Source organism: Mycobacterium toneyamaense (assembly GCF_055384815.1).
Genome location: NZ_AP040333.1, coordinates 228,348 through 253,740, shown reverse-complemented (window position 1 = coordinate 253,740; position 25,393 = coordinate 228,348). Strand labels below are relative to the sequence as shown.

The 25,393-nt window shown below is 67.1% G+C and carries 20 protein-coding genes; 8 read left to right on the top strand and 12 right to left on the bottom strand.

Features of this window, described 5'->3' with window-relative positions:
- Positions 1 to 85: 85 nt before the first annotated feature.
- Positions 86 to 259 (top strand): DUF2613 domain-containing protein, encoded by a 174-nt coding sequence (locus tag ACZ5IQ_RS01155; RefSeq protein WP_020103457.1) that lies wholly within the window; start codon positions 86 to 88, stop codon positions 257 to 259.
- Entirely contained in the window at positions 210 to 4,439 is a 4,230-nt protein-coding gene (locus tag ACZ5IQ_RS01150) for an alpha-(1->3)-arabinofuranosyltransferase (protein ID WP_464481523.1), read from the top strand. Before ACZ5IQ_RS01155 ends, ACZ5IQ_RS01150 begins: the two co-directional genes overlap by 50 nt.
- A 3-nt stretch (positions 4,440 to 4,442) precedes the next feature.
- On the opposite strand, the gene ACZ5IQ_RS01145 is transcribed toward ACZ5IQ_RS01150, so the two are convergent.
- Genes ACZ5IQ_RS01145 through ACZ5IQ_RS01130 form a run of 4 tightly spaced genes read right to left on the bottom strand, consistent with a single transcriptional unit; the run spans position 4,443 to position 8,995 of the window.
- The gene (locus tag ACZ5IQ_RS01145) at positions 4,443 to 5,594 is read right to left on the bottom strand and encodes an MFS transporter (RefSeq protein ID WP_464480677.1); all 1,152 of its coding nucleotides are present in this window, start codon (positions 5,592 to 5,594) and stop codon (positions 4,443 to 4,445) included.
- Positions 5,595 to 5,650: 56 nt separating this feature from the next.
- Positions 5,651 to 7,222 (bottom strand): FAD-dependent monooxygenase, encoded by a 1,572-nt coding sequence (locus tag ACZ5IQ_RS01140; RefSeq protein WP_464480676.1) that lies wholly within the window; start codon positions 7,220 to 7,222, stop codon positions 5,651 to 5,653.
- 3 nt (positions 7,223 to 7,225) lie between these two features.
- Entirely contained in the window at positions 7,226 to 8,107 is an 882-nt protein-coding gene (locus ACZ5IQ_RS01135; protein WP_318984777.1) for an alpha/beta fold hydrolase, read from the bottom strand.
- Between the two features lie 9 nt (positions 8,108 to 8,116).
- Positions 8,117 to 8,995, bottom strand: coding sequence for an alpha/beta fold hydrolase (locus tag ACZ5IQ_RS01130; protein WP_346416509.1), 879 nt, complete (start codon positions 8,993 to 8,995; stop codon positions 8,117 to 8,119).
- Positions 8,996 to 9,004: 9 nt separating this feature from the next.
- On the opposite strand from ACZ5IQ_RS01130, the gene ACZ5IQ_RS01125 reads away from it, so the two are divergent.
- Positions 9,005 to 9,688 (top strand): TetR/AcrR family transcriptional regulator, encoded by a 684-nt coding sequence (locus ACZ5IQ_RS01125; RefSeq protein ID WP_318984778.1) that lies wholly within the window; start codon positions 9,005 to 9,007, stop codon positions 9,686 to 9,688.
- 85 nt (positions 9,689 to 9,773) lie between these two features.
- On the opposite strand, the gene ACZ5IQ_RS01120 is transcribed toward ACZ5IQ_RS01125, so the two are convergent.
- The 3 genes from ACZ5IQ_RS01120 to ACZ5IQ_RS01110 are packed head-to-tail and all read right to left on the bottom strand — an operon-like array spanning position 9,774 to position 12,254.
- Positions 9,774 to 10,667 (bottom strand): fumarylacetoacetate hydrolase family protein, encoded by an 894-nt coding sequence (locus tag ACZ5IQ_RS01120; protein ID WP_406803992.1) that lies wholly within the window; start codon positions 10,665 to 10,667, stop codon positions 9,774 to 9,776.
- 43 nt (positions 10,668 to 10,710) lie between these two features.
- Complete coding sequence (locus ACZ5IQ_RS01115; protein ID WP_406803991.1) at positions 10,711 to 11,400, bottom strand: VOC family protein; 690 nt, start codon at positions 11,398 to 11,400, stop codon at positions 10,711 to 10,713.
- A gap of 8 nt (positions 11,401 to 11,408) precedes the next feature.
- The gene (locus ACZ5IQ_RS01110; protein WP_318984781.1) at positions 11,409 to 12,254 is read right to left on the bottom strand and encodes an alpha/beta hydrolase; all 846 of its coding nucleotides are present in this window, start codon (positions 12,252 to 12,254) and stop codon (positions 11,409 to 11,411) included.
- A gap of 180 nt (positions 12,255 to 12,434) precedes the next feature.
- On the opposite strand from ACZ5IQ_RS01110, the gene ACZ5IQ_RS01105 reads away from it, so the two are divergent.
- The 3 genes from ACZ5IQ_RS01105 to ACZ5IQ_RS01095 all read left to right on the top strand — a co-directional run bounded on the left by ACZ5IQ_RS01105 (position 12,435) and on the right by ACZ5IQ_RS01095 (position 15,239).
- On the top strand, positions 12,435 to 13,082 hold the full coding sequence (locus ACZ5IQ_RS01105) for a TetR/AcrR family transcriptional regulator (protein ID WP_318984782.1): 648 nt from the start codon (positions 12,435 to 12,437) through the stop codon (positions 13,080 to 13,082).
- Positions 13,083 to 13,098: 16 nt separating this feature from the next.
- Positions 13,099 to 13,737, top strand: a complete 639-nt coding sequence (locus tag ACZ5IQ_RS01100) for a polysaccharide deacetylase family protein (RefSeq protein ID WP_318984783.1) — start codon at positions 13,099 to 13,101, stop codon at positions 13,735 to 13,737.
- Between the two features lie 104 nt (positions 13,738 to 13,841).
- Entirely contained in the window at positions 13,842 to 15,239 is a 1,398-nt protein-coding gene (locus ACZ5IQ_RS01095) for an amidohydrolase family protein (RefSeq protein WP_464480675.1), read from the top strand.
- A gap of 7 nt (positions 15,240 to 15,246) precedes the next feature.
- Here the strand turns inward: ACZ5IQ_RS01095 and ACZ5IQ_RS01090 are convergent, their stop codons facing one another.
- Positions 15,247 to 16,356 carry an acyltransferase family protein gene (locus tag ACZ5IQ_RS01090; protein WP_346416655.1) on the bottom strand — a complete coding sequence of 370 codons (1,110 nt, stop codon included), beginning with the start codon at positions 16,354 to 16,356 and terminating at the stop codon, positions 15,247 to 15,249.
- 217 nt (positions 16,357 to 16,573) lie between these two features.
- Between ACZ5IQ_RS01090 and pgfA the strand changes: the two genes are divergently transcribed.
- Entirely contained in the window at positions 16,574 to 17,770 is a 1,197-nt protein-coding gene (gene pgfA / locus ACZ5IQ_RS01085) for a cell envelope lipid trafficking protein PgfA (protein ID WP_318984785.1), read from the top strand.
- A 17-nt stretch (positions 17,771 to 17,787) separates the two neighbouring features.
- Positions 17,788 to 19,443, top strand: a complete 1,656-nt coding sequence (locus ACZ5IQ_RS01080) for an MmpA family trehalose lipid delivery protein (protein WP_464481522.1) — start codon at positions 17,788 to 17,790, stop codon at positions 19,441 to 19,443.
- Here ACZ5IQ_RS01080 and ACZ5IQ_RS01075 read toward each other — a convergent pair.
- The 4 genes from ACZ5IQ_RS01075 to ACZ5IQ_RS01060 all read right to left on the bottom strand — a co-directional run bounded on the left by ACZ5IQ_RS01075 (position 19,409) and on the right by ACZ5IQ_RS01060 (position 25,353).
- Positions 19,409 to 20,878, bottom strand: a complete 1,470-nt coding sequence (locus tag ACZ5IQ_RS01075) for a sugar transferase (RefSeq protein WP_234785506.1) — start codon at positions 20,876 to 20,878, stop codon at positions 19,409 to 19,411. The genes ACZ5IQ_RS01080 and ACZ5IQ_RS01075 overlap by 35 nt on opposite strands.
- Before the next feature lie 343 nt (positions 20,879 to 21,221).
- Positions 21,222 to 22,004 carry an ESX-1 secretion-associated protein gene (locus ACZ5IQ_RS01070; RefSeq protein ID WP_061006835.1) on the bottom strand — a complete coding sequence of 261 codons (783 nt, stop codon included), beginning with the start codon at positions 22,002 to 22,004 and terminating at the stop codon, positions 21,222 to 21,224.
- 43 nt (positions 22,005 to 22,047) lie between these two features.
- A complete protein-coding gene (locus ACZ5IQ_RS01065) occupies positions 22,048 to 22,968 on the bottom strand; it encodes a hypothetical protein (RefSeq protein WP_162563675.1) in 921 nt (306 codons plus the stop codon).
- A complete protein-coding gene (locus ACZ5IQ_RS01060) occupies positions 22,969 to 25,353 on the bottom strand; it encodes a TPR repeat domain-containing protein (protein ID WP_464480674.1) in 2,385 nt (794 codons plus the stop codon).
- Between the last annotated feature and the right edge of the window lie 40 nt (positions 25,354 to 25,393).

The following is a 25,393-nucleotide window of genomic DNA, read 5'->3' as shown; positions in this document are numbered from 1 at the left end:
ACGGTTCCGGTCGCGGTCCCCCGGGACCCCGTGAGACGGCCGCCGAAACGGGGCCCAGGCAGGTCGTCATGCTAGTTTGGGCGCCATGGACCGCTTCCTCGTGCCCGCCGGAGCCAGCATCGTGGTCGGTCTGTTGCTCGGCGCTGCAGCGGTCTTCGGCACCACGCTGATGCTGGAGCAGGACACCAAGCCGACGCTGCAATCGGGCGATCCAGCGTCATCGGTGCTCAACCGGGTCGAATACGGCAACCGCAGCTGATCCCGTAGCGCCCCTCTCGCGGCGCTGCCTATGGGTCGTCAGCGCGGTCGCACTGGTCCTGACGTTCGCCCAGTCACCGGGCCGGGTCTCGCCCGACACCAAACTCGATCTCACCGCCAACCCCGCGCGTTTCCTGGCGCGGGCGGCGAATCTGTGGAGCAGCGACCTGCCCTTCGGCCAGTCGCAGAACCAGGCCTACGGCTATCTGTTCCCGCACGGGACGTTCTTCCTCGCCGGTGACGTCATCGGCCTGCCCGGCTGGGTGACGCAGCGGCTGTGGTGGGCGTTGCTGCTGGTCGTCGGGTTCTGGGGAGTCATCCGGGTCGCCGAGGCCCTGGGCATCGGCAGCCGGTCCTCCCGCGTGCTCGCCGCCGTGGCGTTCGCCCTGTCCCCGCGGGCGCTGACGACGCTGGGCGCCATCTCCTCCGAGACGCTGCCCATGATGCTGGCGCCGTGGGTGCTGCTGCCGGTGATCCTGGCGCTGCGTGGTGACCCGAGGGTTCGGCAGCTGGCCGCGCGCTCGGCCGTCGCCGTTGCGCTGATGGGCGCCGTCAACGCCGTCGCCACGCTGACCGGCTGCCTGGCCGCGCTCATCTGGTGGGCCGCGCACCGGCCCAACCGCCGCTGGTGGCGCTTCACGGCGTGGTGGTTCGGCTGCACGCTGCTCGCGATCCTGTGGTGGGCGGTCGCGCTGCTGCTGCTCGGCCGGATCAGCCCACCGTTCCTGGACTTCATCGAGTCGTCGGGCGTCACGACGCAGTGGCTGTCACTCACCGAGGTGCTGCGCGGCACCTACGGCTGGACGGCATTCGTCGCGACCAACGCGACGGCCGGTTCGTCGCTGGTGACCGGTTCGGTGGCGGTGCTCGCCACGACGCTGGTCGCCGCCGGCGGCATGGCGGGCCTGGCCATGCGCAGCATGCCGGCCCGGGGCCGCCTCATCTCGATGCTGCTGTTCGGTCTGCTGCTGCTCGCGGTCGCCTACTCCGGTGGCCTGGGCTCGCCGATCGCGCACCAGGTGCAGATGTTCCTGGACGCTGCCGGCACCCCGCTGCGCAACGTCCACAAGCTCGAGCCCGTGCTGCGGCTGCCGTTGACCCTGGGCTTGGCCCACGTGCTCGGCCGCATTCCACTGCCCGGCAGCGCGCCGCGTCGCGAATGGATCCAGGCGTTCGCGCACCTCGAGCGGGACAAGCGGATGGCCGTCGCCGTAGTGCTGCTGACGGCGCTGGCCGCCGGCACGTCACTGGCATGGACGGGTCGGCTCGCCGCACCGGGTGCCTACCGCGCCATTCCGCAGTACTGGCACCAGACCGCGGACTGGCTCGACGCGCACAACGCCGAGACGCCGGGCCGCGTGCTCGTCGCGCCGGGCGCGCCCTTCGCCAACCAGGTCTGGGGAAACACGCACGACGAACCCCTGCAGGTCCTGGAACGCGGCGCATGGGGCGTACGCGACTCGATTCCGCTGACACCGCCCGAAACGATCCGCGCCCTGGACTCCGTGCAACGCCTGTTCGCGACCGGCCGGCCGTCCGCCGGATTGGCCGACACCCTGGCCCGCCAAGGCATTTCGTTCATCGTGGTGCGCAACGACCTGGACCCCGACAACTCGCGCTCGGCGCGGCCGCTGCTGGTGCACCGGGCCATCGAGGGTTCCCCCGGCCTGACGCGGGTGGCCCAGTTCGGTGATCCGGTCGGCCCCGGCACGCTGGACGGCTTCGTCTCCGACAGTGGCCTGCGGCCGCGCTACCCCGCCGTCGAGATCTACAAAGTGACGGGTGCCGCCACCACACAGCCCTACCTCGCCGACACCGACACCATGCCCCGCATCGACGGCGGCCCCGAATCACTGCTGCGCATCGACGAGCGCCGCCGCCTGATGGGCCGAAACCCCTTGGGCCCCATGGTCTTGACGCAGGATGCGCAGCGCGCCGGACTCCCGGTGCCCGAGGTCACCGTCACCGACACCCCGCTGGCCCGCGAAACCGACTACGGCCGCGTCGACGACCACTCGTCGGCGGTCCGGGCGCCCGACGACCCGCGCCGCACCTTCAACCGCGTCATGGACTACCCCAGCCCAGGCGCCACGACCGCCTACGGCCAGTGGCCGGGCGGACGGATCACCACGTCGAGTTCGTCGTCCGATTCCACCGCACTGCCCAACGTGGCAACGGCGGCCGGGCCGGCCGCCGCGATCGACGGCGACACCTCGACCAGCTGGGTGTCCAGCTCGCTGCAAACCGCTGTGGGGCAATGGCTTCAGGTCGACTTCGACCACCCGGTCACCAACGCGACCATCACCCTGACGCCGAGCGCCACCGCGGTCGGCGCCCAGGTACGCCGCATCGAAGTGGCAACGGCCAACGGCACCAGCACTATTCGCTTCGACCAGCCCGGCAAGCCATTGACCGCGGCGCTGCCCTACGGCGAGACGTCGTGGGTGCGGTTCACCGCGACCGGCACCGACGACGGCTCCCCCGGCGTGCAGTTCGGCATCACCGATTTCTCCGTGACGCAGTACGACGCCTCCGGCTTCGCCCACGCCGTGAGCCTGCGGCACACCGTCGACGTGCCCGGCCCGCCTGCGGGATCGGCTGTCGCACAATGGGATTTGGGCAACGATCAGCTGGGCCGGCCCGGTTGCGCCGAGGGCCCGAACGGGGTCCGGTGCGCCGCCACCATGGCGCAGTCGCCCGAAGAGCCCGTCAACATGAGCCGCACGCTCACCGTGCCGGCGCCGATGGCCGTCGTCCCCACGATCTGGGTGCAGGCCCGGCAGGGGCCGCACCTGGCCGACCTGGTCGGCCAGCCGGGCACCACCCGCGCGTCGGGCGACTCGGACGTCATCGACGTCGCCGGATCGGCCTACGCCGCCACCGACGGCGACCCGCGCACCGCGTGGGTGGCCCCGCAAGGCATCGTCCAGTTCCGTAACGGCGCCAACCTGACCGTGCACCTGCCGGCGCCGACGACCGTCAGCGCCCTGCGACTGGTCCCCAGCGCCTCCGAGCTGCCGGCGCATCCGACCGTCGTCGCCGTCGACCTGGGCAACGGACCGCAGGTCCGACGGATCGGCGACGGACCGCAGACCATCAAGCTCAACCCCGCGAAAACCGACACCATCAAGCTGTCGATCCTCGACTGGCACGACCTGATCGACCGCACGTCCCTGGGATTCGACCAGGTGAAGCCGCCCGGCCTGGCCGAGGTCACCGCCCTCGACGACCACGGCGCACCGATCGCCGCCGCCGACGCCGCCGCCAACCGCCGCCGTGCCATCACGCTGCCGTGCGGCCGCGGGCCGATCGTCGCGATCGCCGGCCAGTTCCTGCAGACCTCGGTGCACACCACGGTCGGCGCGCTGCTCGACGGCAAGCCCATCGCGGCCCAGCCGTGCCAATCCGCGCCGCTGCAACTGCCCGCCGGTAAACAGGAGTTGCTGATCAGCCCCGGCCCGTTCTTCACCGTCGTCGGCGCCCGTCTGACCGGCCCGCTCGCCGCCCACATCCACAGTGCCGGGGCGACTCCCGCGCGGCTGAAGAAATGGACCTCCGATCACCGCGAGGTGGACGTGACGCCGTCTCCGGTGCAGCGGGTGCTCGTCGTGCCCGAGAGCGTAAACCCCGGCTGGACGGCCCACACCGCCAACGGCGCCATCCTCACGCCGGTGACGATCAATGGCTGGCAGCAGGGCTGGGTGCTGCCGGCCGGTACCGCGGGCGTCGTCACGCTGACGTTCGCGCTGAACACCCCGTACCGGATCGGGTTGTTCGGCGGGCTGGCGCTGCTTCCGCTGCTGGCGCTCTTGGCGCTGCTGCCGATGCGGCGCCGCGTCGACGACGAGCCGACGCCGACCTGGCAGCCGCGTCCCGCGGTGGTCGGCGTAGCCCTCGTCGGATTCGGTGTCCTGGTGGCCGGATTCGCGGGTCTGGCGACCGTCGCGGCGGCCATCGGCATCCGGTTCCTGCTGAGGTCGCGGGAGCGGTGGCTGGACGGCTGGACCGTCATCGCCTCGGCGAGCGGCCTCATCGGCGCGGGCGCGGCGCTCAGCGCGTACCCGTGGCGGTCGGTGGACGGCTACGTCGGGCATTCGCCGTGGGTGCAGTTCCTGGCGCTGATCTCGGTGGCCGCGCTGGCGGCGTCGTTGTGGGACGCGCCGCGGGCGAAAAGCGGATAACTGTCAGCGCCGGCGGCGCAGGGCCGGCAACGCGATCAGGCAGGTGGCCGCGAGCACGCCGACTCCGATGGCGAAACCGATGCCGGCGCTGCGCAGCCCCCAGTGCTGTGCGGCCAGGCCTTCGCCGATGACGGGCAGCGAGATGGCCAGGTAGGCCACCACGAACAGCGTCGAGCTGACTTCAGCGCGCCGCTCGATTGGTGTGGCCTCGGTGATGGCGGCCAGGCCGCGGCTGAAGCTGATGCCTTGTCCCGCACCGGAAATGACGGCGGCAGCGACGACCCCGGCCAGTGAGCTGGTGATCAGCGCCGCCGCCAAGGCGATCATGCCGAGCACCAGCATCGCGCAACCCACGGCCATCGCGCGGTGCGGCTGCGTCTGGTTGGCCGCCACCTGGGCGATCGCCGAGGCGAGGAAGGTGCAGCTGGCGACCAGCCCGGCCGCGGCGTGGTTGTGAATGCCGATCATGGTGGACAGGAATGACGGCGCCAGCGCGGCGAACAGCCCCATGCAGGCGAATCCCGCGAACGTCCCGATCGCGGCGAGGGTGAAAGTGCCGCGTACCTCCGCGGGAAGCTGCAGCCGTTGTATACCGAGTTGCCCAGTCCTGGCTGATGTTTCGGGAATCGCGACGACCGCAAGGCCCGCCGCCACCGCCAGCACGATGTGCAGCGCGAACGCCAGCTGCAGCGGTGCCGGGCAGTATTGGACGAGAACACCGGCCAGGAAGGGACCCGCACCCAGGCCGCCGATGTTGGCGACGGTTGCGATGGCGGCGGCCCTGGTACGCCATTTCGGTGGTGCGGCTTCGATGATCGCTGCGGTGGCCGTGCCGGTGAAGATGCCGGCGGACAGTCCCGACAGCACCCGAGCGGCCACCAGGGTCGTCACATCACCGGCCATCAGGAACGTCGCGGCGCTGGCGACCGCGAGGGCGACCCCGGCGAGCAGGACCGGTCGTCGACCGATGGCGTCGGACCAGCGTCCGAACAGCATCAGCGCCGCCAGCACCCCACCGGCGTAGGCCGCGTAGATCACCGTGCCGGTGAGAACGGTGAAGCCCATGGTGTCGGCGTAGAGCGCATACATCGGGGTGGGCAATGTCGTGCCGGCCATGATCACGGCGAACGCGTACGCCAGCAGCCCGGTGGCCACTGGGCCACTGGCCCTTCGGTTTCGACTGCTCGACGTGCGTGCCTCGGCGCCGACCGTCATAACTGCTTCGACGGCGCTGATACGGAGGACAGCGGAGTCATGGCCTGCACGGCGGCCCGCGTTGTTCCGGCGAGGTCGTGGACGGCGATGTGGCCGATGTAACCGTCGGGGCGGACGAGCACCAGCGTGTCCCGCGTCAAGCCGTAGATCTTGGCGAATTCTCCGGTCGGGTCGCCGAACACGCCGTCGGGGCCGCCGCGGCCTGCATCGACGACGAGGCGGTCGAGTGACGCGCCCGCGGTGGGCCACTCGAGTGCTGCCAGCGCGGCGGCGGCGTGCCGACCGTAGGCCAGCGCGGTGAAATGCGATCCGCGGTAAGCGTCGAACAGTCGCACGCGGCGCCCGTCCGCGGTGACGAGGTCGGCGTCCGGCGCGCGGTCACCGACGCGCAGCGTCGCGGTGTCGTCGGCGGCCGGCGGCGCCAGCGGCCCGCCGCGGTAGGTCAGGGCGAGTTGTTTCTCGTCCTTTCCGCGCCGCAGGCTCGATGGGTCGAGCTTGGCGATCCCCTCGTACTTCTTCGTGGAGAGCCCGAGCACGCCGGCAGCAATGGGCCGGCGTTCCTGTTCATAGGTGTCGAGGAGCCGATCGTCGGCTCCGGCCAGGACCTGGCCGAGTTTCCAGCCCAGGTTGTAGGCGTCGCCGATCCCGGTGTTGAGGCCCTGGGCGCCGGCGGGGGTGTGCACATGCGCGGCATCACCGACCAGCAGGACGCGGCCGCGTCGGTAGTTCTCGGCCAGCCGGATGTTGGGCCGAAAAACCGACTGCCACTGGATGTCTCGCAGCGCGAGCTGCTTGTTGCGGGTATGCGCCTGGATGCGCGCGTTGATCTGAGCCAGGTCTTGCGGCGGATGCTCGTCGGGCGCAAGTCGGATCATCCACTGGAAGGTGTCGCTGTGCGGCAGCGGGCAGGCGCCCACGAAGCGACCCTTGACGCCAGGCCAGACGTGCCAGTACTTGCGCGACAGCCCACCGGAGACCGCGGCGTCGACGATGAGGATGCGGTCGGCCTCGTCGGTGGAACCGCTGAATTCGACGCCGACGATCTTGCGGACCCGGCTGGCGCCGCCGTCAGCGCCGACGAGGTAGCGCGCGGTGATGTCCTCGCCACCATCGGTGGTCGTGACGCGCGCGGTGACATGCGTGCCGTGGTCGGTGAATTCCGTCAACTCGGTTCCGAATTCGACACGGCCACCCAGGGTTTCGAACCGGGCATGCAGTGCGCGGTCGGTGCGGTGCTGGGGGATCAGCCAGGTGTCGGGGTAGGGGACGTCGGCACTGCGCTTGCCTTTGGCCATCGCGCGGTACGGGATGGTGAGGGGGCCGAGGTGGATGCCCATCGGCGGGTACAGGGTGCCCTGATTGAGGACGTCGGGTAGGGCACCCAAGTCCTCGAGGACCTCGAGGGTGCGCGGTTGGACGCCTTTGGCACGCGAACCGTCGAAGGCGTGTGGTGCCTTGTCGATGAGGCGTACCGCCACGCCGCGGCGGGCGAGGTCGATCGCGAGCGCGGTGCCGGCCGGCCCCGCGCCGATGATCAAGACGTCGGTGGTGCTGCTTGTTGTGGTCATGGGTCAAGCCGATCTGTAGAAGGTCGCCAATTGGTCGGCGACGACGAGGGGACGTTCGAAAGGAGCCATGTGGCCGCAGTCATCGATGACGTGGCATTGGCTGGGCCGAAGCAGTTCGCGGACCCGGTCCAGGCTGCTGATCGGCGTGACGTGGTCCTCACGGCCCCAGATCAGCTGGGTGGGCAGATCAAGCGTGCCCGTGCGCCGGTAGAGCTCGGCGCGGTCGAATAGCGGAAAGTGTTGCAGCGTCTCGAAAAGCGCGTAGATGGATCCTTCGTACCGCGCGGCGTCGCCGACCATCGCCGCCAGCACGGCGGCGCGGTAGGGGTCTGCCACATTGTGTCCCAGATGCCGATCGAGGACACGCCGCCCGAATCGCTTGGCGATGAAGCCGGCCGTGATGTCGTTGCCCACCAACAGCTTCTGTGCAAGAGGTTGACGGCTCAGCCCGGCAGGACCCACCAGCGTCAGCGTGGCCATGCTGCCGGCGTGCTGACCCACGTACGCCATGGCAATAAGCGCTCCCATCGACGTGCCCACCATGTGGCGCGTGGCGGGCAGGTCGAGGTACTCGACGAGCTCACGGAGTTGGCGGACGAACAGCGCCTCGTCGTAAGGGGCGACGACGCGATCGGAGTAGCCGCGGCCATAGCCGCTGTAGGCCAGGGTCCGCAGTCCGCGGGCGTGGAGCTCGGCAGCCAGATCGTCCCAGTAGAACAGCGGGATCGTCAGCCCGCCCGCCAGTACGACGACGTCGCCGCCGTCAGGCCCGGCCAGCTCGTAATGCGTTATGCCATCTGACAATCGGATGTAGTTGCCCCGCAAGGTGCGCCGCGTGGCAGCATCGAGTCTGCGGTCTTCTCCTGCCGCGACGAAGTACTTCATTCGGTGTTCCTAGGCTGAGACGGACTTCAGGAATTCGGCGATCGCATCGGCTACCCAGGCGGGGTCTTCTTCGGGGAGCAGGTGCCCGCCATTGGGATGGACTTTTTCGATGCTGCCGGCGATGTCGCGCGTGAAGTGCTGGCCGTCCATGCCGGCGCTGCGCAGCACCAGGGTCGGCACGTCGATGTTAGGGATCTCGCCGCTGCGGTCGGCCTGGTCGGTGCACAGGAAATCGATGAACGCCGAGCGGTTACCGGGCCGGTTCCATAACCGGTGCGCGCGCTCCACCATCGCGGCATCGACGACGTCGGAGTTCGGCCCGACGGCCTGGCGCAGACTGCGCTCGACGGCACGGCGCGGCATGAACCGCCGCAACAGTTGGCCCGCAATGGGATTGCGCGCCAGTGCCATCGCGGCCGGCAGTTCCTTGTCGGGATAGCCGGTGGCATTGATCAACACCAAACCGGTCAGCTGCAGGTTCTCGGGATGATCGAGCGCGAGGTTCCAGGCGATGTTGCCGCCCAACGAGTTACCCACCACGGCGCATCGCTCGACGCCGATGGCGTCGAAGATGCGGGCAAGCGTCCCGGCGTACGTGGTGACGCGATAGTCGCCGTCGGGACGCGGCCCCGTCACCCCGAAACCAGGCAGATCCAGGCGAATCACATCGAAGGACCCGCACAGCCGTTGGGCTACGGCCTCCACCCCGTACAGCGACGACGCGCTGCCGTGCAGCAGCACCACCGTCGGGCCCTTGCCTGACCGCCGGTAATGGATGCGCATGCCGTCGACGGTGGCAAACCGCGAGTCCGCGTGAACATCGATATCGCGAAGATTCATAATGGATACAGTGTTGCCGTTATTGCAATGGCTGTCAAGGGTGGGCATACTGGCGGCGTGAGCACGTCAGGTACCAGCACCGAGTTGGAGCAGAGCCCGCGGCGATCGCGCGGCCGCCCGCGAGTGCCGCTGGACCGGATCATCGCGACGGCCATTGCGCTCCTGGACGAGGAGGGCGCCGACGCGCTGTCGATGCGCAATCTGGCCCAGCGCCTGGACTCCGGTACCGCGACGTTGTATCGACACTTCACCGGCCGAGCCCAGCTGGTCGCTCAGGTGATCGACAGCGTGTTGGCCGAGGCACATATCGACGACGAGGCGCTCGACGCCATGACATGGCAGCATGCCTGCAAAACGTTGGCGCACAGCCTGTTCGACGTGTTCCGGCGCCACCCGCACGTGGCACCACTACTGGTTGAGAAGATCCCCACCGGGCCCAATGCAATGACCCAGCGCGAACAGACCATCGCACTGCTGCTCAAATCAGGCTTCGCGGCCCCCCTGGCCGCACAGGCGTGCGCCACACTGGCGCGCTATGTGCTGGGGTTCGCGACCCAGTTGACCCCACCGGATGCAGGCGCCGCGGACCAGGTCGAGGTCTGGCAGACCCTGGATCCCCAGGCGTTTCCGGCCACCGTCAGCGTCGCCGATCATCTGCCCGTGCCGCTGGAGCAGGAGTTCGCCTTCGGCCTGGAACTGCTCATCAATGGCTTGAGTCAGGTTGCGCACCAAGGAAACTGAGATGGGAGCAATCAAGCGAGCAGGACGCTGAGCGCCACGACAGCGACCGCCGCGGCTGCGGTCGTCGCGGCCGGAGCCATCGCGGTCAGCGGGTCGCGGTCCCGCCGGTGGTAGAGGGCGGCACCCCCACGCAGGGGTTACGCAATTCGCCCAACGCCTCGACAGCTGAGCGCACCACCGTGCCGGGGGTGAGGTAGCGCGCCGGTGTGCGCGAGTACCCGACCCCGGCCGGGGTACCGGTGAAGATGAGGTCGCCCGGTAGCAGCGCGCACACCGTCGAGAGGTGACTGATGAGCGCTTCGACGCCGAAGATCATGTCGCTGGTGCGGGCCTGCTGGACGACTTCATCGTCGAGTGCCGTGGCAATCGCCAAATCATGGACGTCGGGTAGCTCGTCGAGCGTTGTGATCCACGGGCCGACGGGGCTGAATCCTTGGTAGCTCTTGGCCAAGCTGAACTGTGGTGGCGCACCGGCCATTTGTGACTGCCGTTCAGAGATGTCCTGGCCGATGCAATATCCGGCGACGTGCCGCAACGCATCGGTGACGCCGATGTTGCGCCCACCGCGGCCGATCACGACAACCAGTTCGACTTCCCAATCACACGTTGCGGTGGGCAGGGGGATCGTCCCGCCCGGTCCGGTGATCGAGGACGCGAACTTGGTGAAGATCAGCGGTTCGTCAGGCACCGCCAATCCGGTTTCCGTCCCGTGGTCGGCGTAATTCAGCCCGACAGCGAAGATTTGGCGCGGCGCGATGACCGGCGGGCCGAGCACGCTCAGATCCGCGAGCAGGTCGGCGGCGTTCAGCTGGATATCCGGTTCGGGCTGGCGGTCCGCCAACCAGGCCTGCACGGCGTCAATGGCAGCGACAGCGTGGTCGGGATGACTGGGTAGGGACCCGCCGGAGGCCTTCCCGATGTCGACGAGGCCGGCGTCGGTGATAATGACTGCACGTCCGTCGTAATTGGCGAGTTTCATGAGCGTCTCTTCGTGTGGGTTTCGATGTGGATGGTCATGGCGGTCAGTCCAGCCGCACGGGCGGGTCGGGGTAACTGACCATCGCCGACACCTGCTCGTCGGTCATGGCAAGGATCAGCTGGTAGACCTCGTCCGGGTAGGCCATGTGCGGTTTGGCAGGGTCGTAGGCCGGCTGGGCGACCGGGGTTTCGGTCCGGTCGAACGGTGCCGGGTTCTTGTAGGTTTCCAACTCCTCGGCGCTGATGCCGTTGATCGCCACGGTTTCAGGATCGATCCACGCCGCGGGATCGATCGCATCGCCGGTGGTCAGCTCGAGCACGATTCCCTCCGGCCCGCCGAAATACATCGACCGGCAGAACCCGTGGTCGATGGGCCCCAGGACGGGGACACCGTGACTGCGGATCCGGTCGCGCAGAGCAAGCAGTTCGTCATCGGTGTCCACCCACAGCGCGACATGCTGCATGGCGCCCGGCGCGACAGGGGCGGTCGGATCGGCGGCGTGGGTGACCCCGTACTGCTTCGTATCGGGATTGCCGGGGTGATAGACAAATGCGATGTAGGACTTGGGATTCAGCTCGACAAAGCCATGCCAGCAGCCTTCAGCGCCGTGCATCGGATACAACGCCTTGAGCGCACACCCCAATACGGTGCTGAAGAACTCGATCTGGCCTTTGATGTCGCGGGTCGCGATGGCCAGGTGATTGACTGCTGACGGATGGATGACGGTCGACATGGCGGTGTTCACTCCTGCCCTTGGTGCTGACTGCTCTTCAGTTGTCGCTGACACCACTCGTGCACGACCTGCGAGTAACCGCTGGTGTGGAACAACATGAGTTGGTGCACAGCGTCGGGGTGGATGTGCAGATCCACGGGTCCACCGGCCGCGCCGGCTACCGCCCTGGCCATATCCGGCGTGAAGATCGGGTCCTTCTCGCCCACGGCGAACAGGATGGGTTTGGTGTTGTCGGCCAACGGAACAGCCGGGTCGTACCGCATGATCGAGCCCCACGCGGCCAGGTCATAGCTCCAGGTGTTGAGCGGGTCGGCGTGTTTCTGCCGACCCGCGCCGTGGAAGCCGTAGTCCTCGTCGAAATCGATGTACTGCTCGATGTCGAAGCGCAGCGCCGGACCGAAGAAACTGGTCATCTGCTCGAATGCTGCAGTGCGGAAAGGATTTTCGGCCGGAATCAGCGGCGAGGACGGGATTGCGAGTCCCATCAGGATCGCGCCGGCGTAGTCATCGGACGCGGCGTAGGCGCAATAGGCGGCCGCCGTACCCAGCGAGGAACCTTTGATGAACACCGGCAACCCGGTGTGGGCGACGATGTGGTCGGTGACGGCCATTGCCGCGTCGACCCATTCCTGCAGGGTGAACTGCCCGGCGCGACGGTCGACGCAGGACCGGCCATGGCCGGGGGCGTCCATGCACCACACCTCGGCACCCAGGCCGGCATAGTGCGCGCCGAATTTGTCGTAGATCCCGCCGTGGCCGCCAGTGCCGTGTTGTACCAACAGCACGTGGTCGGCCGACGGGTCGGTGAACCGGTAGGCGAACGTGTCGCCGATCATGTGTTCTTCGCGTTGCATCAACTATTTCCTTGCCGGGGTAGGGAATTCGGAATCGAGAGGGGTTCTTCGCACTCGCCGCGCCCAGACGCGACGCCCGCGGGCGCACCCGCATTAAATTGATGGTCATCAACTAAGTGATGTGATGCAGGTTATCCAGAAAAGTTGATGGTCGTCAACATCTTGTTCTAAACTTCCGAAATGAGCACTGCCAAGCGCCGCGGCCGGCCGCCGGCCACCGAGTCACCGGCCGCGCTGACGGACATCTTGTCGGCGGCGCTGAAGACGTTCGCCGAGAACGGTTACGACGGCACCTCGGCCGCCGCACTCAATCGCGAACTCGGCGTGAGCCACAACCTCATTCATCAGCGGTTCGGATCCAAGGAAGACCTCTGGTACGCGGCGGTGGATTGGGCGTTCGGCGAAATCGAGGACGAGATCACCATCGACCCCCAGCTCGCCGACAGTGATCTGATGGAGGCCCTGCGGCGTGGCCTGATCCAGCTCCTCGAGGTCCACGCGCGCCATCCCGAGATACTGCGGATGGTCACCGTGGAAGGCGCACACCCCGGCCCGCGGTTGACGTATCTGTTCGACGCGCACATCCATCCGCTGTATGCGCGGCTGACCACCCCACTGAAGACGTTGGTTGATCGCGGGGTACTGACGGACGTCGACGTGCGCAGCCTGCACTTCCTCGTGGCCCACGGCGCTACGTCACCCTTCAGCTTGGCCCCGTTGGCGACGATGCTCGAGCCCGTCGACCCCCTTGACCCGACCGCGGTGCGCCGGCACGCGGAATTCGTCGCCGACCTCGTCGTGGCCGGGCTGCGGGCTCGCGGAGCGTGAAAACCATGAGATGCCAATGAAAGTCACCCTCAGCTTCGACAACGGCCCGACCGAGACGACCGCCGAAGTGCTCGACGTGCTCGCCGACCGCGGCATCAAGGCCACGTTCTTCGTGGTGGGTGAACAACTCACCCGACGAGGCACCCGCGCATTGGCCGAGCGCGCCAAGGCAGACGGGCACTGGATCGGCAACCACACCATGACTCATTCGGTGCAGTTCGGTGACCACGACGACCCCGAGCTGCCCGACCGCGAGATCGGCGCAGCCCAAGACGCCATCGGCCCATTGGCGCACCCCGACAAGCTGTTCCGCCCTTATGCCGGTGGCGGCGTGCTGGACCGCCGCGTGTTCAACTCGGCGACAATCGATTACCTGCAACGGCACCGCTACACCTGCGTTCTGTGGACGTCGGTGCCCCACGACTGGGATTCACCCGAACAGTGGGTTCAGCGCTGCCTCCACGATGTCGTCCAGCAGGACTGGAGCGTCGTGGTCATCCACGACCTGCCCACAGGCGCGATGCGTCACCTGCCGGCCTTCCTCGACGAGCTCGACCGGCTCGGTGCCGAAATTGTTCAGGGCTTCCCCGACGCGTGCGTGCCCATCCGCAACGGCGCCCTCACCACCGACCTGAGCGCGCTCACCACCCACTAGCGCCATCAGTCGCCGGTCGATGCGTGGTTGACACCTCCCAGTATTATCGGACACACTGTATCCGTTATTACTGCGCCCCGCGAAGGCCGTACAGGAGATCACGAGTGACCCGAATTCTGTTGCGCGGCGCGCATGTAGTGACCATGGCTCCGAATCGACCCGACACGGAACACACCGACATCCTCATCGATGACGATCGAATCGCGACGATGGGCGACCGCCTCGACCCCACCGGCGCCGACGTCGTCGACCTCACCGACCGCATCGTCATCCCGGGGCTCGTCAATGCCCACCTGCACACCTGGCAGACCGCGCTACGGTTCGCCGGCGCGGACTGGTCATTGCTGGAATACCTCGCCCACACCCACGGCCACGTCGCCCGCAGATACCGACCCGAAGACATGTACATCGGCACCTTGGCCGGCGCGTTGAACCAGATCAATTGCGGGACAACCACCTTGGGCGACTGGTGTCACAACTGCCTGACTCCGGAGCACGCCGATGCCGCCATCGACGCGCTGACCGCCGCCGGCATTCGCGCGGTCTTCTTGCACGGCACCCCGCACGGCGGCCCGACCAAACCGCATGACGTGCGCGAGGTCGACCGGCTCCTCGACGGGCCGGTCGCCAACAGCACACTGCTCACGCTGGGAATGGCCATCAAGGGCCCGCAATTGTCGACACCCGACGTGGCGATCGGGGACTTGCGGGCCGCCCTTGAACGCGGCGTGATCGCCTCGATGCACCAGAGCGCGGGAGCCCCCGCCAAGGGCTGGGCAGCTGTCGGCGCTGCGGGCCTGTGGGGGCCACACGCCAACATCGTGCACGGCACCGGCCTGAGCGACGATTGGGTCAAGCGCCTCGTCGACGCGGGAGCCAGCTTCACCTCCACCCCGGAAAATGAACTGGGGCAAGGACATTGCACGTCAATCACCGAACAACTGCTGCGTGTGCAAGCAGCCCCGTCACTGGGTACCGACACCGAAACCGCTGTCTCCGGCCAAGTTCTCACCGCCGCCCGGATAACCCTGGCCCGCCAGCGCGGACTGACCCACGACCTGGAATTACGCCGCACCGGACTGAGCGCACCGACCGCGGCGCCAACCAGTAAGCAGGCACTGTCCTGGGCGACCGTCCACGGTGCCCGCGCCCTGGGCCTGTCCGACCGGGTCGGCCACCTCGCCCCTGGCATGCAGGCCGATCTGGTCGTCATCGACGCCCGGGCATTGAACCTGTGGCCCGCGCACGACCCGATCGCCGCGGCACTGCAAGCCGACATCGCCAACATCGAGGCAGTCATGATCGCCGGCACCTGGCGCAAGCGCCACCATGCCCTGGTGGACACCGACATCGACACTGTCAAAGACCGGCTGAAGGAGTCCGGCGAACGATTCGCACACAAGATCCGCGCGACCGGGCCGATGGCCCGCACCCGACGCCGCGTCGTGCGCACGGTGGTGCGCCGGCACCTTCGCCACCAGACGCGCTCCGGTGGTGCCTGAAACACGGCTATCCGACCGCGGCCGGCTCCGGAGCGTCCGTGATCGCGCTGTCCCGCGGTGACGGGGCATGCCGGGATTCCCAGCGGCGCAGCAACTCGCGGCAGGGCGACTCGATCAACCCGTAGCTCACGGCGGCGATCGCGAAACCGAAAACCCAGGTCAGGATCAGCACGATCGGCATGTGGCCGTTGAACGGGAACTCACCGATCACCGGGAACACCATGGCCAGCGCCGCGAGGTGCCAGATGAACAGGCCGTAGGACCAGCGGCCCAACGTCACCATCGTGGTGCTGCCGAGGATCCGGTGCGGCGTCCCGGGTGCGTCCAGCACCAGCGGCGCCAGCAGTGCCCCGGCGACCACGGCGCCCATCGCCGTCTTGACCACGACCTGGCTGACGGCGCCCGGTGCGAGTCCGATGTTGCCGGCCAGCGGCGTCGCCGCGATGACGAACGCGACCCCGGCGATGGCCGCCATCACCCAGCGGCGCCGGGCCAGCTGGTGCATGCGGCCGACGGGCATGACGGTCAGTTCGGCCAGCAGCATGCCGGCGGCGAACCACGAGAACAGCGCCGGCAGCCAGTTCATCTGGTTGACGCCGAACGGCAGGTGCCACGGCAGCGCGGGCCACGCGAAGCTCGCCACCGCCAGTGCCGAGATGGCGGGCACCCGCCAGTCCACCGGCAACCGGCGGGCCAAGAGCGCCAGCAGCGGCAGGACCAGATAGAAGCTGACCTCGACGGCCAGGCTCCACATCTGCGTCAGCCCGGCGGTCAGCGTCAGCGGTACATAGACCTGGGTGAGCGTGAGGTTGGCGAGCCACACCGTCAGGTCGGCGTGCGCCTCGGGCAGCAGCGCCAGGATCACCACGACGGCCACCAGATAGCCCGGCATGATGCGGACGATGCGCGAGCGCAGGTAGTGGCCCGTCGGCGGCCGGTGCCGCAGGCCGCGCGCGGCGGCGGCGTGCCCGCGCCACAACAGGAAGCCCGACAGCGCGAAGAACACGGCGACCGCCAGGTCGAACCGGGTGAACAAGCGGCCGTACCAGCCGCTGCTGTTGGCCGTCTGGAACGCCACGTGAGTGAGGACGACGCCCATGGCCGCACAGGCCCGCATGCCCTCGACAGCGGGCAGGAAACTGCGGGTGCCGCTCACCTCAGCACTGCCCGCGGTGTCGTGTCCCAGGTCGCCCACGACCCCAGTGTGCCGGGTGCCCGGTCTCGGCGGCGAATCTCACCGACACCCGCACACCACTCTGAGGGTGTGCCTTAGTAAGGGCTGTTAGGGTCAGTCGGGTTGCTGTGTGGCTGGCAGACAAAGTAAGGAGCACGGGTTGAACCGCGCTGTGGGGTTGCGAATCGCGGCATGCGTCTTGATGGGGCTCGGCGCCGCCCTGCTGATTGCTGCTCTGCTCTTGAGTACCTATACGTCGGGCAAGATTTCCAAGATCCCGCTCGACATCGACACCACGCTGGTGAGCAACGGCACCGGGACCGCGCTGGACCCCGCGTCGCTGCTGGGCGAGAAGTTCGTCGTCAACAAGAACGTGCCGCTGGTGCTGCAGCGCCAGATCAGTGTCGAGAACCCGGCGAACGCCGATGTGGTGACGCTGCAGGTCGGCAGCACGGTGCGCCGCACCGACAAGCAACAGGACAACGGTCTGCTGCTCGCGCTCGTCGACACCGTGACGCTCAACCGCACCACCGCCGCGGCGGTGACCGGTGCGGCCGGCTCGGTGCAGAAGCCACGCACCATCGAGGACCAGAACCCGCCGACCAACATCGCGCTGCCCCACACCGGGCTGAGCTACCGCTTCCCGTTCAGCACGGAGAAGAAGACCTACCAGGTGTTCGACCCGATCGCGCAGAAGGCGTACGACGCCAACTACGAGGGCGAAGAAGACGTCAACGGGCTGTCGGTCTACAAGTTCACGCAGAACGTCGGCTTCGACGCCGACGGCAAGCTGGTCGAGCCCATCAAGTACTCGTCGCTGTACGACAAGGATGAAGACGGCTCGGTGACCGCGCGCGCCGAACTGTGGGGCGTGCCGTCGGCCGAGCCGACCGACCCGATCACGATGCAGCGCTACTACGCCGCGGCGCGCACCTTCTGGGTGGACCCGGTCTCGGGCACCATCGTCAAGGAGAAGGACCGCGGCTTCCACTACTACTCGCGTGACGCCCTCAAGCCCGAGGTGACGTTCGCCGACTACACCGTCACCTCCAACGAGCAGACGGTCGAGTCGCAGGTCGCCGCCGCCCACGACGAGCGCGACAAGCTCGCCCTGTGGGACCGCATCCTGCCCATCACCTTCGGTGGCCTGGGCCTGGTGTTCCTGGTCGGTGGTGTGCTGCTCGCCGGGTACAGCCTGCGGTCGCAGGCCGCACTGATCGATCCGGGCCTCGATGCCGCCGGGCACGGCTTCTTCGGCCGGCGTGAGACCGATTCCGGCCCGATGCCCGCGGCCGAGGCCATGACCGAGAAGCTGCCCACCCAGCGGCCGACCGATCTGCCACCGGACCGGATCTGATCGCTTTTCGTCGTGCCCTGCCGGCGCTGTACGCGCTGGGGCTGACGCTCGCTGTCACCGCGCCGCTGCTGGCGCCCGGTTATCTGCTGCTGCGTGATGCGGTCTCGACGCCGCGGTCCTACCTGTCCGACGCCGCCCTCGGCTTGTCCGAGGCCGCGCCCCGGGCCCTGCCGCAGGACTTCTTCCTGGCCGTCCTCTCGCCCGTCGTCGACGGCGGGGTGCTGGTCAAGGCGCTGACGATCCTCGGCTTGTGGTTCGCCGGCTGGGGCGCGGCGAAGCTGGCCGCCGCGGTGCTGGACGCCGGCCTCGGCGGGCAGCTCGTGGCCGTCACCGTCGCGGTGTGGAACCCCTACGTCGCCGAGCGACTGCTGCAGGGGCACTGGAGCCTGCTGGTCGGCTACGGCTGCCTGCCCTGGGTCGCCCTCTCGAGCGATTTGTGCACGATCTTCCGCGGTGAGCGCGAAAAGTCGTGCACAAATCCCTGGCGGCTGGTCTTTTGGATCGCGCTGGCCGGGCTGACGCCGACGGGCCTGCTGCTGGCGTTGGTGGTGGCGCTGGTGTGTTCGCGCACGTGGCGCGGCGTGTGGGTCGCGCTGGCCGCCGCGGTCGGAGCGGCGCTGCCCTGGTTGGTGGCGACGGTCGTCGCCCGCTCGGTCCTGCCGGTGGCCAGTGCCGGTGTGCCGGCGTTCGCGGCGCGGGCCGAGCCGGGACTCGGGACGCTGGGCAGCCTGGCCGGGCTCGGCGGCATCTGGAACGCCGCGGCGGTGCCGGTGTCCCGCACGACGCTGTGGGCCTTGGTCGGGACCGTCGCGCTGTTGGCGGTGGTGGCCTGTGGCGCGCGGAAGGCGTGGTCCGTGACCGCGGCTCGGCCGCTGCTGGTGCTCGCCGTCGTCGCCGTGGTGGTGCCCGCGCTGCTGGCGACCGACCCGGGGTCGGCGTTCCTCGACTGGCTGATCCGGACCGTCCCCAGCACCGGCGTGCTGCGTGACGGACAGAAGTGGGTGGCCCTGGCGATGCCGGGCTATGCCCTGGCCGCGGCGGCCGCAGTGGCGGTGCTACGGCGCTGGCTACCAACGGCTTTCGCTGCTGCGGGCTGCTGCGTAGTGGTGCTGGCGGCGCTGCCCGACCTCGCCTGGGGTGTCGGCGGCCAGCTGCGGTCGGTGCAGTACCCGGCCGGCTGGTATGCGGTTGCCGCACAGATCAACTCGGACCCGAAACCCGTCGCGGTCCTGCCGCCCGACGTCATCCGCCAGTTCCCCTGGGCCGGCCCGACGGCCGTACTCGACCCGCTGCCGCGCTGGGTGTCCGCCGACGTGCTGGCGACCGGTGACCTCGTCATCGGGGGCCGGACCGTGCCCGGCGAGGGCGTGCGGGCGCGGCGGGTGCAGGACCTGCTGCTGCGGGGCGCCGACGTGCACCAATTGGCCGCGGCCGGGGTGGGCTGGGTGGTGGTGGAAGGCTCAGCTCCGCCGCTGTCGCTGCCGATCGTCTACCGGGACAACGACATTGCGCTGTACCGAGTGGGTGGGACGACGCCCGCGGCATCGGGACGAGCGCTACTGATCGCCGCACACGTGGTGTGGTTGGGCATGCTGATCGGAGCCCTGACCGCGATGGTGATCCAGCGGCGGCGGGGCCTCAGTACGCCCCTTCGCCGCGAGCCACCACACTGACGGTCTTCAGGATGATGCCGACATCGGTGAGCATCGACCAGTTGTCGACGTACGAAAGATCAAGGCGCACAGCCTTGTCCCACGTGAGGTCGGACCGTCCGCTGATCTGCCACAACCCCGTCACACCCGGTTTGACGAGCAGCTTGCGCCTGATGTCGCCGTTGTAGGTCTCGACCTCCCGGCGCAGCGGCGGCCGGGGGCCGACGACGCTCATGTCCTGCTTGAGCACGTTGATGAACTGCGGGAGTTCGTCGATGCTGTAGCGGCGCAGGACCTTTCCGACCATCGTCACCCGCGGGTCCTCACGCATCTTGAACATGACGCCGCCGGCCATCTCGTTCGACGGCAGCAGTTCGTCGAGACGCTCCTCGGCATCGACCACCATGCTGCGGAACTTGATCATGGTGAACGGCTCGCCGTCCAGCCCGATACGTTCCGAGCGGTAGAACACCGGGCCGCGGCTCGTCATCTTGATGGCGATGGCTGCGAGCACGAGCAGCGGCGCCGTCCCGATCAGCGCCGCCAGCGCGAATCCGAAGTCGAACGCCTTCTTCAGGAAACTCTTGGCGCCGTGGTACTGCGGCTTCTCCACGTGCAGCAGCGGCATGCCGGCCACCGGCCGCATCGCCAGCCGCGCACCGGCCACGTCCAGCAGGCCCGGCGACACCACCAGGTCGACGTCGGACGCCTCGAGGCGCCAGGTGAGCCGCTGGATTCCGGCGACACCGAAATGTTCGGCGTCGGTCAGCGCCACGGTGTCGGCGGCGCAGCGGTCGCCGAGGGCGCCGAGGGCGTCGTTCTCGTCGCCGAAGATCGGGATCACCCGATCACCGATCCTGATGACGTCACCGCGCGCGTCCGGATCGCCCGGGATGCCGGCGCCGACCACCACGTAACCGTCGCCCGGATCGTTCATGAGCTCGGTCGCCAGGACCGCGATGGCGTCCCGATCACCAATGGCAAGAACAGATGTCAGGCATTCACCCGCATGCCGGCGCGCACGAACCCGGCGCCGCCACAGCTTGCGTCCGATGAGCAGGCCGATCGTGCCCAGCGGGAATGCCAGGGCCAGGTAGCCGCGCGCGATCTCGAGCCGCGCCAGCAGCGCCACGATCGCGATGACCCCGAACGTCCAGAACGACGCGGCGACAACGCGGCGATACTCCTCGATGCCGCAGCCGAGGATCGACGCGGAGCGGGCGTGATGCAGGGTCAGGACGCCCAGCCACAGGCAGGCCAGCGCCAGCGAGTACCCGGTATAGAGCATGGAGGCCGACGGACCGTAGCCCGCTCCGCCGAATCGGACCCATTGCGCGAACAGCATCGCCAGGACGATGGCCGCGGCGTCGGTGATGAGCACGCGACGCGCGTAATGCGGCTGCCAGACCGTGCGTGAATTCGAAAGCCGGGTGAGCCCGAACGTCGAAAGCGTCATCGGCAACTCCACATGCTCAACTCCTCAGACCTGGTGTACATCGATGGAGCGGAATATCCAATTACATTGAATGAGAACGGAGTTCGAACGCACTGCATCACCGGGCCCAGTTGCCTGGATCCGCAAAATGAGAGGGTCACCCGAAAGCCGGAATCCCGAAGGCGGCCCTCATTGCTATGAAATTTGACTTGGCCGTCAGTTTATGCGGCGGGGCGATGTCCAACAGCAAAACGGCAGATTTGGATCCGAAAGAACCGCGACATCCGCGTGGGTTGCCGATCGCCGCACATACGACGCCCAGGGGTGGGGCCCGCGGGCGGGTCGCTGAGTTTCCAGGCCGCCCTCAGTCAATAGGCACACGCGTCGGCGCAGGGCGAACCGTGGGCGCGCTCGGCTCGACGGGAGCCCGCCCCGCGCCGCTCGAATTGCCTTGTCCGGCTTGTTCTTGTTGCGTTGGGGGGCCGCCGGCTCCTTCGCGCTCTGCGCGCGCAGCCTTCTTGCGTTCCGCATCATTGCGCTCGCGCTCGTCCCGTTCGGCGTCGCGCCCTTTGAGGTCCTTGCCTTGACCGGCGCCGCCAGCCGAAGCAGATTGCGATGCTTGCTGGGCAGCTTGGGCGATCTGCTGGGGGATCTGCTGCAGGCCTTGCGTCAAGCCCTGCAAAGGCTGGGTGACCGACTGCGCAAGCTGACCGACCTGCTGGCCGACCTGCCCCAAAATCTGGCTCATTTGGCCCATCATCTGTTGGCCCGTCTGAGCGCCAGGAGCGCCGCCAGCCGGTCCGCCCGCCTGGCCACCGGAACCATTTCCTTCCATCCCGCCCGTTGCGGCCTTGATTCGATCCGCCGCCTGCCGATCGCCGTCGGCATATGCCTTCGACGCGCGCTGCAGGCGCTCCGAGAACTTGTCGGCCGTCTCCGAGACGGCGCCGAAGACCTCACCACGGCCCTCCAGCGCACTCGTCAGTGCGGTCGACACCGCCGACGACACGACACCATGGCTGGTGTCGACGCCCTTGCCGTCGGGCGCACCCGCGCCGAGTAGACCGGAAATACCCGAGGAGACATCGGCGTGCTGCTGCGCGTAGTTCAGCAATCCCGCAGGGTCGACGCGTAGTGGTTCGGTCATTATCTATCTCCAGATTGGTGGGCGACGTCCTCCGGTGGCGGGGTCATGGTCGGTCACCCGCTGGTAGCGGCCATCCTGGGACGGCGTCGCCGTGTGGAGGTGGCGCGTCTCTGAACCCGGTAATGATGGCTCGACGCTCAGCGGCGTTCTGCGGCATGACGGAGTTGCAGCGATTCTGCGGTTCGGGCTGGTCCCACCGCAACGACTGGGTGACGTCTTTTGGACCCCACCCGCCAAAACTCGCCGCAGTAATAAACCAGTTGCCGAAAACGTCGCGGTCGGGCGAGAACGCAGGCCCCTTCTGCGGAGTGGTGACATCAGCAGGAGCACCCGGTCCGACGCGCGGATCATGTTGAGTCAGCGTCACTCTAATAGGCTCAACGCCGAGATCTTCATCCTTGACTACACCATTATTCGGCTGCGCGGTCACTTCGTCCGCGTTCACCGACACATACTTGCCCGGATGCACACGACTAGCCGTGAAGTGGGGATAGGTCCCTTCGCACACGAGCGCCGCCCAGCCATCCCCGCTAGGAACAAGCTCCAGAAAATGACTGATGGTGTATCCGAAGTGCGCACGGGCGTCCTTCGGAGTGGTCGGGTACCCCTCGCCAAGGGGACGTACATACGTCTGTTGCAACAACTCTGCTTGTTTGAATGTCAAATTCTCCGGCGTCGCCCGCATGAAACCGGGATACACATTGTTCGCGTCCAGGGTGAATGTCGCGATGTCGTGGGCCTCCAAATACGCGCGAACCACCATCGCCGGACCAGTCGTCACATCAATACCCAATTCAGAACTCCACCGAAATCGAAAATTGTTGAGCAAGGTGGGCCAGTATTGAAACAGGCGCTTCTCTGTCGGCGCGGTTGAGTCAGCCTTAGGTTTCTGGTAATCAACACAGCCGGAAATCAACGTGACGACCGCGAGCATCACAACAATGAGTTTTGTGCCCCGTGTCATCTATGTCGCCCCGTAGACCGAACCCGTGTAGGTGGTCCAGTACGACTGCAAAAGATCGTTGATCGAGCCGGATTCCCCAATGGAATTGAGATACGCCACTACCTGATTGTGGTACCGGGAATACGCAGGGCCTCCATCATTCTTCGGTGGATGCAACTCACCGTCTCTGAAATATTCTTGCAACTTCGACATATCACCGGCGTGCGACTGCGCCAGCACCTCGGCCATGTGCTGCTGCGTGGGGAACGTTCCCGGAATGGTGACATTCGCCGCTTTTACCTCTTTCGGCTCCGGACCGATGATGTATTCCTTGCCGAGATCCATCACGTCCTTCGCGGCACCGCCGGGAGCACCGAATTGGTCGACACCCGCCCCCACAATGTCGTACAACTTCCCACGCAGTTGCCACGCGTCGTGCTGGGCTTGAAATGTGTTGTGCAGTCGGGAATTCGCTTCGTCGAAGCTCCCGAGATTCAGTGCTGCCTGTAGCCGACCTGCAGCCTGAGCCGAGAAATCATCTTTCGCGCCGCTTGGGTCCACTGCGGACAATGCCGCCTTGTCGAACATCTGATTGACGTCGTGCTGAGTGGCTTCGAAGACAATCTGGCTGGCCGTCTTTGGCGCGTTGGCGTCCACTTTCTGATCGGCCGGCGGGTGGTCGGACATCAGCACGCTCATGACGTGGCGGGTGTTCGTCGGTTCAGTCTTACTGCCGTCAGGCGGATCAAGCGGTGGGAACAATCCGTTGTTGCCACTGACGTTGTTGCCCACCATGTCGTCAAGATAGGGAGATAGGGCCCGCGCCCAATCTCGGGTCAGTTCGGGATTGACTTGGCCGAGGGATTGGCCCGGCGCGCTTTCCAAGTTGAGCAAATGATGCTTGTCGGGATCACTCATGTACTGGGCGAGAGCATGCGCCGTCTGCGCGGCACGGCCAGTGGAATCGTGTGCGGCAGTATCCCCAACCCAGTCAAAGAGGCCGCCCGCGGCCAACCCGTTGTCCTGCCACTGATGATTGGTGAGATTGTCGAGAAACTTATCCCCGCCGGGCCCGGCAACGGCGCCATGGATCACCATGTCGTCCTTGTTCAGGGCGTTGAACATGTTTTGCAGTGTCGGATCGACAGCGGCCTGATACCAATGGGCACGGTCGGCCTGTAAATCGTGGGCATTCGGGACAGCCCAACCATTGGACTGCTCGAGCAGTCGTTGACTCTGCGTCATCATCCCGGAGTCGAGGGCAGACCCGACCTGCAAATCTCGGTTGCCACTCTGGATGATGTTGGCGAGGTCATTGAGGCCCGCAGTCGGCTGGGATGGACCTATGAGCGGCGGCGGGCCGATCGAGCCGTCAGGCTTGTGCACTGGTTCGCCGTAGACCAGCGGAGTCAGGACAGGTCCGTCGAGCACCTTTTGGATGCCGTCCGGCAGTGCGTACTTTCCACCGCTGGACGGATGGTCAATTGACGGAGGTTGTGTCTCCGGCAGTCCCGTCTTGATGTTGGGGTTCGATGCGAGCTGAAAGACATCGGCAACGCTCTTGCCGTCGGGGCCGGATTTGTCCATGATCGCTTTGATCTCGGCCGGCGTCTTGTCGCCGAAGGCACGCGAGAATCCCTGGAGATACGCCATCTGGTCGGGCGGCATATTCAGTTTTCCGTTGTGCAGCGCGGCCTGTTGTTCGGGACTCAGGGTGGTGTTCTGCGTCAGGCGCTCGCGCTGTTCGGGGGTCAGCTGTCCGTTCTGCAGGGCATTGGCATCGTCAGCGCCCGTTTGAGCCGGAGATTTCTTGTCGTCCTTGCCATCCTTCTTGTCATCGCCGACGACCGAGTCCTTGCCATCCTTTTTGTCCTGATCGTCCTTTCTGTCGTCCTTCGGCGACAGCGGCAGATCGCCTTTGATGGCGTTATACCGCGTAGTGAGCACCTTGATGTCACCGGCGACGGCGTTCTGCTGCGTCACAGTCGACGTCAGGAGATCACTAACCTGCTTGAGTCCCTGGCTGGCGATGGGCAGCAACTGCATGTCGCGGTTACGTCCCGCCGGAACCTGGGCTGCCATGTCCTGGACCCACTTACGGGTCTCATCAAGGCCCTGCCGCCCCTTGGTGACGATCTCGGCTGATCGATCGACAGCAGTACGCAACTGTTGGTCCAGGTCGGCCAGTCCGCCGAGGGCACGTCCTTGACTGGTGTTGGCGGTGCCATAAGCGCTGGATGCAGTACCGCGCCAGTTATCCCCCGGCGCAGCGGACTGCACGGTGGCCTGCATGCCACGCAATTGGGCGCTCTTGTCGAAATGCTCGCCGGTCTGCGGCGTACCCGTACCGAATGTGGCGTGCGCCCGCTGCCACACCGAATCAAACGCATCGAGCGCATCCCCCATACCGCCCTAGTCTATTCGGAGTCGACAACCTTCCGGACGG

Excerpts from the sequence above, each read along its gene's own strand:
- ACZ5IQ_RS01110 (WP_318984781.1), bottom strand. The coding sequence starts at position 12,254 with ATGCAACGCGAAGAACACATGATCGGCGACACGTTCGCCTACCGGTTC.
- ACZ5IQ_RS01105 (WP_318984782.1), top strand. The coding sequence starts at position 12,435 with ATGAGCACTGCCAAGCGCCGCGGCCGGCCGCCGGCCACCGAGTCACCG.
- ACZ5IQ_RS01090 (WP_346416655.1), bottom strand. The coding sequence starts at position 16,356 with ATGCGGGCCTGTGCGGCCATGGGCGTCGTCCTCACTCACGTGGCGTTC.
- ACZ5IQ_RS01070 (WP_061006835.1), bottom strand. The coding sequence starts at position 22,004 with ATGACCGAACCACTACGCGTCGACCCTGCGGGATTGCTGAACTACGCG.
- ACZ5IQ_RS01155 (WP_020103457.1), top strand. The coding sequence starts at position 86 with ATGGACCGCTTCCTCGTGCCCGCCGGAGCCAGCATCGTGGTCGGTCTG.
- ACZ5IQ_RS01060 (WP_464480674.1), bottom strand. The coding sequence starts at position 25,353 with ATGGGGGATGCGCTCGATGCGTTTGATTCGGTGTGGCAGCGGGCGCAC.
- ACZ5IQ_RS01140 (WP_464480676.1), bottom strand. The coding sequence starts at position 7,222 with ATGACCACAACAAGCAGCACCACCGACGTCTTGATCATCGGCGCGGGG.
- ACZ5IQ_RS01135 (WP_318984777.1), bottom strand. The coding sequence starts at position 8,107 with ATGAAGTACTTCGTCGCGGCAGGAGAAGACCGCAGACTCGATGCTGCC.
- ACZ5IQ_RS01130 (WP_346416509.1), bottom strand. The coding sequence starts at position 8,995 with ATGCCCACCCTTGACAGCCATTGCAATAACGGCAACACTGTATCCATT.
- ACZ5IQ_RS01120 (WP_406803992.1), bottom strand. The coding sequence starts at position 10,667 with ATGAAACTCGCCAATTACGACGGACGTGCAGTCATTATCACCGACGCC.
- ACZ5IQ_RS01065 (WP_162563675.1), bottom strand. The coding sequence starts at position 22,968 with ATGACACGGGGCACAAAACTCATTGTTGTGATGCTCGCGGTCGTCACG.
- ACZ5IQ_RS01075 (WP_234785506.1), bottom strand. The coding sequence starts at position 20,878 with ATGACGCTTTCGACGTTCGGGCTCACCCGGCTTTCGAATTCACGCACG.
- ACZ5IQ_RS01100 (WP_318984783.1), top strand. The coding sequence starts at position 13,099 with ATGAAAGTCACCCTCAGCTTCGACAACGGCCCGACCGAGACGACCGCC.
- ACZ5IQ_RS01115 (WP_406803991.1), bottom strand. The coding sequence starts at position 11,400 with ATGTCGACCGTCATCCATCCGTCAGCAGTCAATCACCTGGCCATCGCG.